This is a genomic window from Staphylococcus sp. HMSC077D08 (assembly GCF_001837945.1).
Classification (GTDB): Bacteria; Bacillota; Bacilli; order Staphylococcales; family Staphylococcaceae; genus Staphylococcus; species Staphylococcus epidermidis.
In genome coordinates, this window is record NZ_KV834757.1 from 43,331 (window position 1) to 59,084 (window position 15,754).

Here is a 15,754-nt window from a genome sequence, read left to right on the forward strand (position 1 = left end):
AAAAAAGGGCATAATTTTGATGATAAGGGCAAGTGTATGAAAGTGAATATAATCAAAATAAAGTTATAAACGTTGATACATAAGTGTTTTGATAGTGAATGAAATGATATAAAATACATCTATATAAAAGAAGAACAATAATACTTTATTTATTGTAAAACCCCGTAAGTATAGGCTTACGGGGTTGTTTTTGTGTTTTTGAATATTTAAAAAGGGCGGGAATTTGAAAGCTAGATTTTTAGATACATATCCTTTGACGATATTTTTCAGTGATGTTATGAGATTGAATCCCAAAATGAGTTAAGATTATGCGTTGTAAAGTGGTTTAAAACGGAACATCTTAGTTTATTATACTTACCTTTCTAAAACTAGGCCATCAATATATTTTTTAAACATTTGATACGGTACGTTGAAAAAATGGGTTAGGTGCATAACATCTTTAAATATTGATTGATGATAATGGTTTACCATTCCCAAATTTGAAGTGGTTTGTTATGCGTGACATTTTTCTTGTTAAGTTGAGTAGTTAATTCTTCAATCTCTATATGTCTTTTAGTTCTTAAGTTATATAAAATATGTAAATTTATGTGCTACATCTTCTATTCATGATGAAAGTGTCTACGTTGACATCAAGATGTCATTTTATCAATTAGCATATCTAAAGGGTTATACTTTGAAGTTGTAGCACCATCATTAAAATTTAATGTTTGTAATTTTGTTTTTTATTAGAAAGCATGTTTAGAATAGCTGATAATATAGTACAGATGATTGTAACCATGATTAGTGTCGTTACTACATAGACTTGATTACTTTGAATATTAAAACCTATTTCAAAATGACCTTGTAAGTGTCCTTTTATAAAAAAGTTAAGTGTAATGATAGTGAGAATTGCTAAAAATGAAAGGAAACCTATAATTTGTATAATTTGGTTAATACGTTGAAATTTATTTTTATGTTGCATGTAAAATACCTACTTTAAATATTTTTAGAAATAGTTCATTTTAGTCATCTTTAATAGCTTAACACAATAGGATTGAGGTTGATAATAATAAATATTGAAAAAATAAAAGCAAAATAGCTTTTATCAGTAAAATAAAAATTTATACAAAGCGTTTAATCATTTTTGACATGGGGTATCTCATACTAGTGAATAAAATATATAAATAAAGGAGACAATCAATTATGTTTGGATTAATAGGTATGATTATTGTCGGCGGTATCATTGGATGGATCGCAGGTTTAATTTTAGGTAAAGACGTACCAGGAGGTATTCTAGGAAATATTATTGCTGGTATTGTAGGATCATGGGTTGGTACTATGATTTTAGGTGAATGGGGACCACAATTAGGTAAAATACACATCTTTCCAGCATTATTAGGTTCAATTATTTTAATCTTTATTATTTCATTAATTTTAAAAGCACTAAGAAAAAAATAATAAGTATAGATTAAGTTTAATTTAGGTAGAAAATGTGTTGCTTGATTATTTGAAAGTAATCAATTAATACAGTTAAAGTATGTGTGTTTATCTATACGCACGTAACTCAATGATAGATATTGATGATGTCTTTAATCGTTTGAGTTACATTAATTATAGTTATCAAAGCATCCAAACCAATAAAAATGGTGTGGGTGCTTTTTTCATGTTATAAAACATAAAAAAGGATGGCGCTGGGTTACGCCATCCAGGAGTATTATGTTCATGAATATAAAAGACTTTGTAGTTACTAATAACTACAATTTAATATTATCAGATTGCTATTTATCTGACAACATTAAAGGTTTTGATTTTTAAAATTTCCAACAAAATTGAGAAAATTATTACTTTGATTTAAAGGCCTCTGTTCGGTTTCATAAGCCATTGGTGATATGTAATAATGAATTGTAAAACGACATCGAGGAGGTTTCTTATGGACAGTTTAATTACATTTATCATTATTACATTATTGATTATTATAGTGCCTGGGCCAGATTTCATTATTGTAATGAAAAATACTATTAACTCAAGTAAAATGAATGGTTTTATGGCCGCATTTGGTATCACTACGGGGCATATTTTATACTCTTCATTAGCAATTTTTGGAATTATATACATACTTACGAGTTTACACTTTGTTTTTTTAACAATAAAAATATTGGGTGCTTGTTATCTTATTTATCTCGGAATCAAAAGTATTTTAAGTGCGCACAGTTCTGTTGATTTTAGTAAACAAGCTTTAGCTGATGTCAGAAATGTGAGTTATATCACTTCTTTTAGACAAGGTTTTTTAAGTACAAGTCTTAACCCTAAAGCTTTATTATTTTATGTTAGTATATTCCCTCAGTTTCTTTCTAACGGTAATATACATATGAAATCTGAGATTGCGTTATTTGCTTTTTCAGTTGTTGTAGTTACATGCTTATGGTTTTTATTTTGTGTATTTATCTTTCAATATATTAAATTATTATTCAGCAGACCAAGATTCAAAGCTATATTTGATTATATTGTAGGGTTTGTTTTAATTGGCTTATCTATTAATTTATTATTAAGTAAAAGTAGCTAAGTCAGAAATGAGGAGATAGAATGGAAATTTATTTAGTGAGGCATGGTGAGTCGCAGTCCAATTATGATAATAAGCACGGGTATCTATATTTTTGTGGACAGTTAGACATCCCTTTGACGGAAAGAGGTATAAAAAGCGCTAGAGAACTATCTGCTTATTTTAAAAATAAATACATTGACACTGTATATGTATCAGATTTAAAAAGAACAAGGCAAACGTATGATGAGCTATTTCCTTATGATCTTCCAACAATATATACTAAGACGTTAAGAGAGCGTTCGTTAGGTGTTTTTGAAGGGAAAAATAAAGAAGAAGTTTGTAAAGACAAAAGGTTCGAAAAATATTTCCATGATCCTAATTATAAATACTTTAGACATAGTTTTTCACAAAAAGCACCACAAGGAGAAAGTTATCAAGATGTCTATGATAGAGTGGTTACTTTCATTGAAAATGAGCTTAATCAACGGCAGAGACGTGTAGTGATAGTTGCGCACCAAGTTGTAATTAGATGTTTTTTCGTCTATTTTAAAATGATAACTAAGGAAGAAGCCTTATCGACGGAAGTTCTTAATTGCTATCCATATTTAATTAAAAGAGAAATGAAGTTTTGAATACATATATAATCATTTGAATTGTAAAATTGTAATTGCTGGCTAAATTGATATTAATTCTCTATCAAAAGGTATGATTGAGGTCTATCAACAACCGTAGCAATATTGTTATATATAATATAGGATTGTGAGTGAAGCCTGGGGCATAGATTATCGATGCCTCAGGCTTTCATAACATACAATCAGTCAATGATAGAATTAAAAATACACACAAATATCAAACCATTTTTTACAAGAGGGTGGGGCCCCAACAAAGAGAATTTCACCGAGAAATTCAACAAGCAAAGCAAGTTGGGGATGGGCCCCAACAAAGAGAATTTCACCGAGAAATTCAACAAGCAAAGCAAGTTGGGGTGGGACCCCAACAAAGAGGATTTTAATGTAAATTCTACCTCTCTTACCCCTTTACTTGATTAATTTATTCTATCTGAAGTAGATGGGTGTACTGAAAGTGTGACAATAGAACTAACAAGTAATGCAAGTATCGTTAAGGAAGCCATAAGTGTAATGACAATTTGTCCCATCATTAAGCTAATGATTACTAAAAATCCCCATATCATCAGTGCACTTATTTGTAATATCGCCGATATGATTCTACATGCAAGATGATTAAATATACCTAATATGAGTGCTGGTAAAGCCATTATAACTATTGTCGTAATGGCTATGAGTACTGTATAAGGTTCGTTATAGTTGATTGTGTGTGGGCCTGTTGGATATTTTGCTAAAACAAGTACTAAGCCGATGGTAGATAGTATTGATAAGATAATAAATGTTAAACGTATCTTCATAATGATTTTCCTCATTTCTTTTTATTTAGAAAAATATATATGCTATATTAATTTTATTGTGTAATAAATATATTGAATTGTCAAAATAGCGAAAGCATGTTTCAAAAAGATGAGATGATGAAATTAACTCGAATATCAAACAAGCCCAAAAAAGATGTTAGTCCAACATCTTTTTTGGGCAAGTAAAATAATGTGCTATAGAAAAAGCCTTTTGTTTTATTTATTAAATACTTCTGTGTCTATTCCTTTTTTCTTAAGGAAAGTAGTGATTTTATCTTGTTGTTTTTTATTTACATCACCTGAATATTTTGTGGGTACATCAACAACGTTAATTGAATTTTGTGGTTGGTAGTTTAATTTCTCAATGTCTTCATCTACGTTTGAAATAGTACTATTTAAAGCGTGAAAATAATTAATTATACGATCTGTTGGATCTTTATATTCTTCAGGGATGTGATTGTTTTTTATAAATTTTTTAAAATGCAAATCATTTTTAACTGCTAAATTGGATAACTTGCTAAGACGATCAGCTTGTGATTCTGTGATTTTAGGATTACTATCACTTTGCTTATCTAATTTATGTTGCATGACATACTTATTATCAAGTACATCGCTATTCGCTTGTAAATATTTTTCTAAAGCTTGCTTCATCTCTTTTTCGTTAATTTTTTGTCCTTTTTTGTTTGAAGAAAAAATATCTTTTTCCTTTAAGGTTTTAGCATTTTTAGGTGCATGAGCGTTGCTGTGATGCTCTTGGCTATTGTTATCGTTCGTATTTGAGCATGCTGCAAGTGTTAAAGACAATGCTAGTATCAAGTATGTAATGACTCTCTTTTTCATAGAATTGAGTAACTCCTTTTGCGTCTCTATCATTAAACAGTGTTTTAAATTTATACATCTATTAGAGTATCATTTATCGAAAAATATTTGAATATTTTAGAACTACATTTACCGTTAGATATGACTAAATTATGTCGGATTATATGAATAATATACTTGTTTCAATAGGTTTTTTTTATAATAAAAAACAGAGCTCCACCATGGGAACTCTGTGAGGTTAAAATATTTATGATAAGTAACGTTTTAAAAATTAATTTCTAATTATATAATCGAATGCATTAAGTGCAGCATTGGCACCAGCACCCATAGAAATAATAATTTGTTTATTTTTTTGATCAGTAACGTCACCAGCTGCAAAGATACCAGGAACGTTTGTTGCGTTATCGCGATTAATCATAACCTCGCCACGTTCATTTAATTCGACAGCATTTTGCAACCAAGATGTATTAGGAACTAATCCAATCTGTACAAATATTCCATCTAAATTAACTACTTGTGACTCTCCGGTAGTCATATCTTCATAGCTGATACCTGTAACGTAATCGTCACCAATTACTTCTGTTGTTTTAGCGCTCGTTTTAATATCAACATTAGGTAGTGAGCGTAGACGTTCTTGTAATACGCTATCAGCTTTTAATTCAGAAGCGTATTCAAATAATGTTACGTGTTTAACGATGCCGGCTAAATCAATAGCTGCTTCTACACCAGAATTACCACCACCGATGACAGCGACATCTTTATTTTCAAATAAAGGTCCGTCACAGTGAGGGCAGAAAGCCACGCCTTTATTGATTAGACGGTCTTCCCCTGGGATGTTTAGTTTGCGCCAACTTGCACCTGTAGAAATGATGGCAGTTTTACTTTCTAAAACAGCATCATTTTCTAAAGTTACTCGAATAGCTGAATCTGTTTTTTCGATATTTGTAGCACGAATACCAGTCATTGTATCAATATCATATTGTGCAATATGTTCTGCAAGATTTGATGAGAACTCTGAACCTGTCGTTTCTTTAACAGTGATGAAGTTCTCGATACCAGCAGTATCATTAACTTGACCACCAATGCGATCAGCGACAATACCTGTACGTAGCCCTTTACGTGCTGTATAAATTGCAGCACTACCACTTGCAGGTCCGCCACCAACGATTAACACGTCATAAGAATCTTTATCGTTGAATTCAGAGGCATCTTGCGTGCTTCCTAATTTAGTTAAAATATCTTGAACTGTCATGCGTCCGTTACCAAATTCTTGACCATCTAAGAAGACGGCAGGCACTGCCATAATGTTTTCAGATTCTTCACGGAAAACAGCGCCATCAATCATAGTATGAGTGATGTTAGGATTAATAACACTCATTAGGTTTAACGCTTGAACGACGTCAGGACACTTTTGACAAGTAAGACTTACAAAGGTTTCGAAATGAAATGGACCTTCGAGTCCTTTAATTTGATCGATAATGGATTGCTTTTCTTTAGGTGCTCGACCACTCACTTGTAGTATAGCTAATACTAGAGAGTTGAATTCATGGCCTAAAGGTATGCCAGCAAATGTAATACCTGTTTCTTCACCAGGGCGGTTAACTGAAAAACTTGGTGTACGTTTTAAAGATTTTTCAGTAATTGTTATGTGTGCTGACATCTCAGCAATCTCATTTAATAATTCTTTGAGTTCGTTTGATTTATCATCAGAGCCTAGGCTGGCAACGAATTCAACGTCGCCTTCCATAAGCTCAAGTAATTGTTGTAATTGTTGCTTTAAATCAGCATTAAGCATATTTTAATGCCTCCTTAGATTTTACCTACTAAGTCTAAACCAGGTTGTAATGATTCTGAACCTTCTTCCCATTTAGCTGGGCAAACTTCACCTGGATGTTGACGTACATATTGAGCGGCTTTAATTTTGTTAACTAATGTACTTGCGTCACGTCCGATTCCGTCAGCATTGATTTCTGCTGCTTGTACCACACCATCAGGGTCGATAATGAAAGTACCACGTTGTGCTAGACCAGATTCTTCATCCAACACATCGAAATTGCGAGTGATTGTTTGAGAAGGATCACCAATCATGCTGTATTCTAGTTTGCTGATTGCATCAGAATGGTCGTGCCAAGCTTTGTGTACGAAGTGTGTATCTGTTGATACTGAGTACACGTTAACGCCTAATTCTTGTAATTTAGCGTATTGATTTTGTAAATCTTCTAATTCAGTAGGGCATACGAATGAGAAGTCAGCAGGATAGAAACATACAACGTTCCAAGAACCTTTAAGATCTTCTTGAGTAACTTCTTTAAACTCATCTTTTTTTGGATCGTAAGCTTGTGCTGTGAAAGGTAAAATTTCTTTGTTAATTAAAGACATAGATAAATTCCTCCTGAAAAGTTAAGTGTTAATTAGAATTACTTAAAAATAATTGTTTGTTTATAATAATTCTAATCTCTTGTTTAGTATTATTACATCTTGGCATTGAATAGTCAACTTTAGAAGTTCTTAAAATCTATGAAAGTATAAAAAAGCTATAATTAAGCCATTTTAAATCCTTCATTAATTAAAGAATAGCGAGTGAAAAAAGTTGAAAATCCAATGTGAAACTGAAATTTTCAAATGTGTATGACATTGAATCTCAGTTATCATTCTCAACTATGGTTATTTTATTGATAATGAAGTGTAATTTTATTACTACTTCATATATATAATAACATGTATCATACATGGATTTCCTTTTTTAGCATCTGTATAAAACAGAAAGAGTTATTTCCACAAGTTGTTATGACTTTCTGTGAAAATAACCCTATTAAACTTACTTTATTTATTAACCGAAAATGACACCTTACCGATACCACTATATTCAGCACGGTACGTGCCATATTCTAATTTTAATGGAGATATAAAAGTTCCAGATGAAATGATATCTCCTTTTTTAAGTTGTTTGCCGTGCGTGTGTAGTTTTTTAATTAGCCAATGAATAGCGTTTAAAGGATTTCCGAGTACTTCGGATGATTCTCCTGTGGCGATACATTTATCATCTTTATATAAATTTAAATGTACATTAGCAAATGCATCATTATCAAGTCCGTCTACAGAGTCACCTACTACGACAAGTCCTGTTGCGGTATTATCTGATATTAAATCTGATAAAGTAAAATTTGGAAACCAATTTTTATATCTTGCATCTGGAATTTCAATGCCTGGCGCGATACGGGTATGATATCTAATTGTTTCTAAATCAGCATCATAAGGTAAGTCTTCCTGCACTATAAAGATAATTTCTGGTTCTAGTAATGGTGAAAATAATTCTGAAAGAGAGACTGAGGCACCATCATTAACAATTTGGTTAGATAAGAGTGTTCCATATGCTGGTTCGTTAGTGTTAGCAATTGCTTGCGTTGCCTTGCTAGTCATACTAACTTTATACCCTGTAACAGTCGAACGGTCTTTGAAAGTTAATTGGTCAATTAGTTCTTCTTGTACATGATATGCTTCTTCTTCGTTTAATTGATAGTTCTCGCTAATGAAATCGATGGGTTTTTTATATCTATAAGCTTTAAATAAAACCTTAGCAACTTCTTTATTTGTTAGTGTCATATTGTATCCCCCTAAATTATCTGAAAATTGATACTTTTATGATAACTTCTAAATATGAAGTGTGCAAATCTATTTAAATATACTTCATTTAGGGTATAAAATTATTAATAACGTAAATTTTGATAGGAGTGGGTATAGTGTCAGATTATGTTTATGAGTTGATGAAACAACATCATTCAGTTAGAAAATTTAAGGATCAACCACTTAGTTCTGAGACGGTAGAAAAATTAGTAGAGGCGGGACAGAGTGCTTCTACATCCAGTTATCTTCAAACTTATTCTATTATTGGTGTTGAAGATCCAAGCATTAAAGCGCGTTTAAAGGAAGTGTCAGGTCAACCTTATGTTTTAGATAATGGTTATTTATTTGTATTTGTTTTAGATTATTATCGTCATCATTTAGTAGATGAAGTTGCGGCGTCAAATATGGAGACATCGTATGGTTCTGCAGAAGGACTATTAGTGGGTACAATAGATGTTGCATTAGTTGCACAAAACATGGCAGTTGCTGCCGAAGATATGGGGTATGGAATTGTTTATTTAGGGTCATTGCGTAATGATGTTGCGCGAGTGCGTGAAATTTTAAATTTACCTGATTATACGTTTCCGTTATTTGGTATGGCAGTTGGTGAACCTTCTGATGAAGAAAATGGGTCACCTAAACCGCGCTTGCCATTTAAACATATTTTTCATAAAGATCAGTATGATGCAAATCATCACCAACAACGTAAAGAATTGGAAGCATACGACCAAGTAGTGAGTGAATATTATAAAGAACGTACCCACGGTGTGCGTACAGAAAATTGGTCACAACAAATAGAAACATTTCTAGGACGTAAAACACGTTTAGATATGTTAGATGAATTGAAAAAAGCAGGATTTATTCAAAGATAAAAAGAACCTGAGACAGAAATACATGTCTCAGGCTGGGTGGGGCGATATTTTAAACACAAATTTTGCTCCGCTCTTTTTATAATTGTATATCGTAATGACCAATGACAACTTATCTTACATTTAATTTGCAGATAAATCGCCGTAATCATTTGAGTCAAATGTTTTTTTGTCCCAATGATTTGTTAAGCGTGCGGTACCTGTTCCAGCTAGCATTGAGTCATTAACGTTAAGTGCTGTACGACCCATATCGATGAGAGGTTCGATAGATATCAGTACTCCTGCTAGAGCAACTGGTAGATTAAGTGTAGATAATACGAGTATTGATGCGAATGTTGCACCGCCACCTACACCTGCAACACCAAATGAACTTATAATAACAACAGCAATAAGTGTAACAACAAATTGGAAGTCAATTTCTACATTTGCTACTGGTGCTACCATAACTGCTAGCATAGCAGGGTAGATTCCTGCACAGCCATTTTGCCCTATGGATAGACCAAAAGTTGCAGAGAAGTTTGCAATTCCCTCAGGTACACCTAAACGTTTTGTTTGTGTTTGAACATTTAGTGGTAATGCACCTGCACTTGATCGTGAAGTAAATGCGAAGATTAGTACTTCTATTGTCTTTTTCACGTATTTAACGGGATTGATACCTAAGACACTCAGTATAATTAAATGGATGATATACATTGTGATTAGAGCTGCGTATGAAGCAATTAAGAATTTACCTAACGTCCAAATTGCAGAAAAATCGCTGGTCGCAAGAGTAGAAGCCATAATAGCTAAAATGCCATAAGGCGTTAATCGTAAAACAAAAGTTACGATAGCCATAACGATAGAATAGATTGCTTCTATACCACGTTTAAGTAAGTTTCCATGTTCCGGTTGTTTTCTTGCAACTCTAAGATAAGCAAAGCCCACAAACGTTGCAAAAATAACAACTGCAATTGTCGAAGTTGTACGTTGTCCTGTGAAATCTAAAAATGGATTGCTTGGGAATACTTCGAGAATTTGTTGTGGTAAAGTGTTTGCAGTTAAATCTTTGGCTTGTTTTGAAATTTCTGTACCACGTGAATGTTCTGCACTACCTAAATCAATAGACGATGCATCTAAACCAAAGATCAAAGCGTAAAAAATTCCGACGATAGCTGCGATGGCTACAGTACCAATTAAAAACATAAAAATATAAGAACCGATCTTAGCGAATTTTTCACCAATTTGTATTTTGCTAAAAGCGGCAACAATTGAAATGAATATTAGTGGCATGACAATCATTTGTAATAGTGCAACATAACCATCTCCGACAATACTAAACCAGTCTGTTGATTGTTCGAGAGTTTTAGACTCTGCACCATATATGAGGTGTAATACAATGCCAAATACGATACCTATTCCTAAAGCGGTAAAGACGCGTTTAGGGAATGAAACGTGTTTTCTTGCCATAATATTTAACATAACTAGGAAAACAAGTAACACGATGACATTAATTACTGTAAAAAGTATTTCCATATGAATATATAGCTCCTTTTATAATTTTAGTATTCCGACATATGTAATAAGAATAAAGAGGGTTAAGAAGAAATTCAAGTTGTTGATTTATAGTTTTCTGATTCACTTAAAGCAGAATAGTGTGAAGGTGATTACTAGAATAATGAAAAATTGGAAGTTTATGTATATTAGAAAAGTGAGCAAAGAGGACATAAAGAGATTTACATTAATAAAAAAGACGCGTGCAATCATGCTATAAGAAGACATGATTGCGCGCGTTTTTTATTTAATATTATGAATAAGCATGAGTCAGCTATGAATATAAATCATTTATAAGTTAAATAGACGTGCAAAGAAACCTTTCTTCTCTTCTTTAGGTTGTTGTTGGTAAGTCGATTGAGAAGATGGTGTAGCTGATGTTGATTGAGAATGAGAAATTGACTCAGATTTTTCTGAGTTAGATACACTTCCTGATTCTGACAAGAACTCGCTTGTAGACGTACTTTTTGATTCAATTTCTGATTTGCTATTTGTATTACTTTCAGATGTTATCGAGTTAGACTCGGATAGAGATGAACTCATTGAACCATTTACTGATTCAGATTGGCTTAAACTTGCTGTAGTGCTTTGACTTGCGATGTTGCTCTGAGATATTGAAGCGCTATTTGACATTGAATCAAAATGACTGCGTAATTCACTATCTTTTAATTCGTTAGCTTTAGCGATGTCTTTAGATTGTTGTTCTTGTGCTGACTGAATAGCCTCTTGAGAATTTTGGATTGATTTTAAAGACTGGGCATTCGATTCTAATTTTGTTGTAATATCAGTCTGTAATTCTTTAAGTTCCTGTTGTTGGTGATGTACTTGGTTAATCATTTGCCCTAACATTTGACGTTCTTCTCGCATTTTTTGAATTTCAGAACGTAAATCTTCAACGAGTTGTGCTACATTTTGATCAGTTGGTAATTGGCTATCCTCGTCTTTAACAATGACTTGTAAAAAGTCTTTTTCCTTTTCAAGCTCTTCAAATGCTAAATCATAACTATTCGTTTGTTTAACTTTGTTAGCGATATCTGTAAATAATTCGATGTCATCTTCTTTAAAGTCTGTGGCTTCACGACCACGATATTCTGTTTTACTAAGGTGATAGCCTCGTTCCTCTAAATGTTGTACAATTTTTCGGACCTGCTTTTCACTTAGTTCTACACGTTGAGCAAATTCTTTAGTTAACATTGAAAAAGTCCCTTCATATTTTAATTATGTATGGTGACGTTTGTCTTCGGCCAGTGAAACGTCAGTCTTACCTCATATGATAGTTTACCTTTTCTTAATATTGATTTCAAGGTGTTTTAGACAGACTATCTTAAATTCATTTCTTTTAGGAGAGGGTAAATAATTTCTCTTGAAATGCCGTTTGCAAAAACATATTTAAGAATATAATTAGATTTGATGCTTGTGCCATAAATGTCCTTTGTTAATTCAATGTTAGCTTTAATAAATAAATCTACTTTTTGTGGCGTTTCCTTTTGGTTTTGATTTGGATGAATGTAGTCGATGTCGTCCTGCTTTTCAAATTGATTTTCAAAGAGGAATTGACGACGATGTTCTAGTGCGTTTCTGAGCTTGTCATCGATGTCAACAGTCGAGGGTTCTTTTGGAACTTCTAACATGATGAAATTAATATCTCTATTATGAACTTCTTGTGATAAAAGGTTTAATTGTTTTTCTATTGCCTCTAAAGTTAAGGACATTCTTTCATCATGATTGGGGCTTTCTTTTGCGATTAAGTAAATTAAAAATGCAGAATTGGTTGTTGCTTCGTAATGCGCAGTTGCTAAGCTAACTACAGTCTGGTTTTCAATTCCAACGATAAAGGCGTAATCATTTTCTGTTTTATTGTTTTCAAGTGAGCGTTTAAAAATTTTACTATCTTCATCTAAACCAATATCCAATTTATTATCATATAATTTGAGTGCCTCGCTAAATAATGGATCTTTAGCTGATTCTATTACTTTAAATTCCATGTTATATCCTCTCCCTAATATTATTCAATCGTAGCTAATTAGCTTTATTTAATGATAAAAAAAACCATAATGTCTGCTCGACTAAACAAACATTATGGTGCAATGCTTTTATAATGTAGAAATAAAATTATGCTTTAGGCCCTTCAGACTCTGCGGCATAATGAGTAATATCCACTTCTTTATATGCAGCATTATTATCTTCAACTTCATCATGAGAAGAACGATCACTGTTAGCAACAACGAGCATTTTATCGTTTAAAATATCTTGTTTATATCCTTCTAGTTCATTGTCAGTTAAATCATAACGAGATAATACTGCTTCTTCTCCATCTTCACCTGTAAGTAAACGAGACATACGGTCACTAAATGAGCCACTTGTAGACATTAATGAGATTTGAGAGTTGTGTAAATCATCTAAGTGCAACTTACTTTTACTGATAACAGCTAATTCTGTCTCTAAATAACCTTCAGATTTTTTTTGATTGATGACTTTATATAATTCGTCTTGGTTATTCACTACAGTAATTTTTGCCATGATTATCGCCCCTTTTAAAAATGTTGTCTTACATGGTTATACCCTAGTCTAATTTAATAAAACTATTACACAGATAATTATATAATTTTGTGTTAAAACATTTCAATGATAATTCATCCTTTAATATAACGCTTACACTGAATTTTGATGCTTTTTGAATCGTGAACATCTCTTTAATTATATTGAAAATACAACAAAAATTTGCTATTATCATTAAATAATTTATATGACTCATATAATCTAGAGAATATGGCTTTAGAAGTTTCTACCGTGTCGCCATAAACGACACGACTATGAGTAACAATCCAATACATTAAGAGCAGTTTAAATCGCTAAAGCAACATAAAAGTAAAACGCATTTGGTATAACTGGAAACAAGTGAGGATACACATAAGCCTGTATAAATTGAGTGCAATTGTTTGAGTTTTATCAAATTTAATAAGCGTTTTTAGGATTACGTATGCGTATCTTCTTCTTAATTTGCTTTAAGGCAAAGTATTGCACGTTCACTCATAGATCCTGAAACTATTAATGGTAGTTTGAGGTTTTTTTGTATCTAGGAATCGAATTTGAATTTACTTGAGGAGGTTTTTTGAGTGGAGTCGTTAGGACAAAAAGTCAAAGAAGATGGCGTTGTCATCGATGAGAAAATTTTGAAAGTAGATGGATTTTTAAATCATCAAATTGATGCAAAGTTGATGAATGATGTAGGTAAAACATTTTATGAGTCTTTCAAAGACGCTGGTATTACTAAAATTTTAACTATTGAAGCTTCTGGTATTGCGCCTGCTATTATGGCTTCTTTTCATTTTGATGTTCCTTGTCTATTTGCTAAAAAAGCTAAACCTAGTACCTTGAAAGATGGCTTTTATAGCACGGATATTCATTCATTCACAAAAAATAAAACGAGTACAGTCATTGTATCTGAAGAGTTTTTAGGTCCAGACGATAAAGTACTTATCATTGATGACTTTTTAGCTAATGGCGATGCTTCGCTAGGTCTTAATGACATTGTAAAACAAGCAAATGCGACGACAGTTGGCGTGGGTATTGTGGTTGAAAAAAGTTTCCAAAATGGTCGCCAACGTTTAGAAGATGCAGGCTTATATGTATCTTCACTTTGTAAGGTAGCTTCATTAAAAGGCAATAAGGTAACTCTTTTAGGTGAAGCGTAATGAAAAATTTCATATTAAGTGTGCAACATTTGTTAGCGATGTATGCAGGGGCGATTCTTGTTCCTATTATTGTGGGGACAAGCTTAAAATTTTCAGCTGAAGAAATTGCTTATCTAGTTACTGTTGATATATTTATGTGCGGGGTAGCGACATTTCTTCAAGCGAATAAAGTCACAGGGACTGGATTACCGATTGTACTAGGATGTACGTTTACTGCTGTTGCACCTATGATACTCATCGGTCAAACCAAAGGACTTGATGTTTTATATGGTTCGCTTTTAATATCCGGTATCTTAGTTGTTTTAATTGCGCCTTTTTTCTCTTATTTAGTTAAATTCTTCCCACCTGTTGTAACAGGAAGTGTCGTGACAATTATTGGAATCAATTTAATGCCAGTTGCAATGAATTACTTGGCAGGTGGCGAAGGAGCGAAAAACTATGGCGATACTAAGAATTTAATGTTAGGTGGTATTACACTACTCATTATTCTTATTTTACAAAGATTTACAAAGGGCTTCTTGAAATCAATTGCGATACTTATAGGATTGGCAATAGGTACTGCTTTAGCTGGTATATTTGGAATGGTTGATATCAAACAAGTGGGCGATGCACATTGGTTTGGATTCCCTGTTCCATTCAGATTTTCTGGTTTTGGCTTTGATGTAAGCTCGATACTTGTATTTTTCATTGTTGCAGTTGTAAGTTTAATTGAATCTACTGGTGTCTATCATGCACTGAGTGAAATTACTGGTAGAAAATTAGAAAGAAAAGATTTTCGAAAAGGGTATACTGCGGAAGGTCTAGCAATCATTTTAGGTTCAATATTTAATGCGTTTCCTTACACTGCATATTCCCAAAATGTAGGTCTTGTTTCTTTATCAGGAGCTAAAAAGAACAATGTGATATATGGAATGGTTATTCTTTTACTAATTTGTGGTTGTATACCTAAATTAGGTGCTTTAGCTAATATTATTCCATTGCCGGTTTTAGGTGGGGCAATGATAGCAATGTTTGGAATGGTTATGGCATACGGTGTTAGTATTTTGGGTAACATTAATTTCCAAAATCAAAATAATTTATTAATTATTGCAATTTCAGTAGGGTTAGGTGCTGGTATTAGTGCAGTACCTCAAGCATTTAAAGGATTAGGAGAACAATTTGCTTGGTTAACTCAAAATGGTATAGTGCTTGGCGCAATTTCTGCAATCATCTTAAATTTCTTTTTTAATGGTATAAAGTATAAACAAACCGAAGAAAATGTGAAATAATGTAA

At 32.6% G+C, this 15,754-nt stretch carries 17 protein-coding genes, 1 pseudogene and 1 riboswitch; of the genes and pseudogenes, 7 read left to right on the forward strand and 11 right to left on the reverse strand.

The features are described from left to right. Positions 1-354 precede the first annotated feature (354 nt). Positions 355-587 (reverse strand): annotated as a pseudogene (locus tag HMPREF2663_RS13180) (XRE family transcriptional regulator). A 113-nt stretch (positions 588-700) separates the two neighbouring features. After that, a complete protein-coding gene (locus HMPREF2663_RS03395) occupies positions 701-961 on the reverse strand; it encodes a hypothetical protein (RefSeq protein ID WP_002458611.1) in 261 nt (86 codons plus the stop codon). Between the two features lie 221 nt (positions 962-1,182). Between HMPREF2663_RS03395 and HMPREF2663_RS03400 the strand changes: the two genes are divergently transcribed. From HMPREF2663_RS03400 to HMPREF2663_RS12845, 4 genes are all read left to right on the forward strand, one after another. Further along, a complete protein-coding gene (locus HMPREF2663_RS03400) occupies positions 1,183-1,437 on the forward strand; it encodes a GlsB/YeaQ/YmgE family stress response membrane protein (protein WP_001832461.1) in 255 nt (84 codons plus the stop codon). A gap of 472 nt (positions 1,438-1,909) precedes the next feature. After that, complete coding sequence (locus HMPREF2663_RS03405; protein ID WP_002447691.1) at positions 1,910-2,542, forward strand: LysE family translocator; 633 nt, start codon at positions 1,910-1,912, stop codon at positions 2,540-2,542. 20 nt (positions 2,543-2,562) lie between these two features. Continuing rightward, positions 2,563-3,153 (forward strand): histidine phosphatase family protein, encoded by a 591-nt coding sequence (locus HMPREF2663_RS03410; RefSeq protein ID WP_002501293.1) that lies wholly within the window; start codon positions 2,563-2,565, stop codon positions 3,151-3,153. Positions 3,154-3,392: 239 nt separating this feature from the next. Continuing rightward, positions 3,393-3,533 (forward strand): hypothetical protein, encoded by a 141-nt coding sequence (locus HMPREF2663_RS12845; protein ID WP_176746327.1) that lies wholly within the window; start codon positions 3,393-3,395, stop codon positions 3,531-3,533. Between the two features lie 33 nt (positions 3,534-3,566). Here the strand turns inward: HMPREF2663_RS12845 and HMPREF2663_RS03420 are convergent, their stop codons facing one another. The 5 genes from HMPREF2663_RS03420 to HMPREF2663_RS03440 all read right to left on the reverse strand — a co-directional run bounded on the left by HMPREF2663_RS03420 (position 3,567) and on the right by HMPREF2663_RS03440 (position 8,366). Continuing rightward, positions 3,567-3,944 (reverse strand): hypothetical protein, encoded by a 378-nt coding sequence (locus HMPREF2663_RS03420; RefSeq protein WP_002475273.1) that lies wholly within the window; start codon positions 3,942-3,944, stop codon positions 3,567-3,569. A gap of 216 nt (positions 3,945-4,160) precedes the next feature. Next, on the reverse strand, positions 4,161-4,784 hold the full coding sequence (locus tag HMPREF2663_RS03425; RefSeq protein ID WP_002458607.1) for an NDxxF motif lipoprotein: 624 nt from the start codon (positions 4,782-4,784) through the stop codon (positions 4,161-4,163). 250 nt (positions 4,785-5,034) lie between these two features. Next, positions 5,035-6,558, reverse strand: coding sequence for an alkyl hydroperoxide reductase subunit F (ahpF, locus tag HMPREF2663_RS03430; protein WP_060545617.1), 1,524 nt, complete (start codon positions 6,556-6,558; stop codon positions 5,035-5,037). 14 nt (positions 6,559-6,572) lie between these two features. Then, complete coding sequence (gene ahpC / locus HMPREF2663_RS03435; protein ID WP_002447697.1) at positions 6,573-7,142, reverse strand: alkyl hydroperoxide reductase subunit C; 570 nt, start codon at positions 7,140-7,142, stop codon at positions 6,573-6,575. 444 nt (positions 7,143-7,586) lie between these two features. Further along, a complete protein-coding gene (locus HMPREF2663_RS03440) occupies positions 7,587-8,366 on the reverse strand; it encodes a 2-keto-4-pentenoate hydratase (RefSeq protein WP_002458605.1) in 780 nt (259 codons plus the stop codon). A gap of 137 nt (positions 8,367-8,503) precedes the next feature. On the opposite strand from HMPREF2663_RS03440, the gene HMPREF2663_RS03445 reads away from it, so the two are divergent. Beyond that, on the forward strand, positions 8,504-9,259 hold the full coding sequence (locus HMPREF2663_RS03445) for an NADPH-dependent oxidoreductase (RefSeq protein ID WP_002458604.1): 756 nt from the start codon (positions 8,504-8,506) through the stop codon (positions 9,257-9,259). Positions 9,260-9,379: 120 nt separating this feature from the next. Here the strand turns inward: HMPREF2663_RS03445 and HMPREF2663_RS03450 are convergent, their stop codons facing one another. The 4 genes from HMPREF2663_RS03450 to HMPREF2663_RS03465 all read right to left on the reverse strand — a co-directional run bounded on the left by HMPREF2663_RS03450 (position 9,380) and on the right by HMPREF2663_RS03465 (position 13,306). Further along, positions 9,380-10,768, reverse strand: coding sequence for an L-cystine transporter (locus HMPREF2663_RS03450; protein ID WP_002475270.1), 1,389 nt, complete (start codon positions 10,766-10,768; stop codon positions 9,380-9,382). Between the two features lie 309 nt (positions 10,769-11,077). Further along, positions 11,078-11,980 (reverse strand): hypothetical protein, encoded by a 903-nt coding sequence (locus HMPREF2663_RS03455; RefSeq protein WP_070845777.1) that lies wholly within the window; start codon positions 11,978-11,980, stop codon positions 11,078-11,080. 125 nt (positions 11,981-12,105) lie between these two features. Further along, the gene (locus tag HMPREF2663_RS03460) at positions 12,106-12,771 is read right to left on the reverse strand and encodes a hypothetical protein (RefSeq protein ID WP_070845779.1); all 666 of its coding nucleotides are present in this window, start codon (positions 12,769-12,771) and stop codon (positions 12,106-12,108) included. Between the two features lie 127 nt (positions 12,772-12,898). Beyond that, complete coding sequence (locus tag HMPREF2663_RS03465) at positions 12,899-13,306, reverse strand: YflT domain-containing protein (protein ID WP_002447703.1); 408 nt, start codon at positions 13,304-13,306, stop codon at positions 12,899-12,901. 211 nt (positions 13,307-13,517) lie between these two features. Continuing rightward, positions 13,518-13,620, forward strand: a riboswitch (purine riboswitch). A gap of 282 nt (positions 13,621-13,902) precedes the next feature. Between HMPREF2663_RS03465 and xpt the strand changes: the two genes are divergently transcribed. Continuing rightward, positions 13,903-14,481 (forward strand): xanthine phosphoribosyltransferase, encoded by a 579-nt coding sequence (gene xpt / locus HMPREF2663_RS03470; RefSeq protein ID WP_002447704.1) that lies wholly within the window; start codon positions 13,903-13,905, stop codon positions 14,479-14,481. Further along, entirely contained in the window at positions 14,481-15,749 is a 1,269-nt protein-coding gene (gene pbuX / locus HMPREF2663_RS03475; protein WP_002447705.1) for a xanthine permease PbuX, read from the forward strand. The genes xpt and pbuX overlap by 1 nt, the downstream gene beginning before the upstream one ends. Positions 15,750-15,754: the final 5 nt, after the last annotated feature.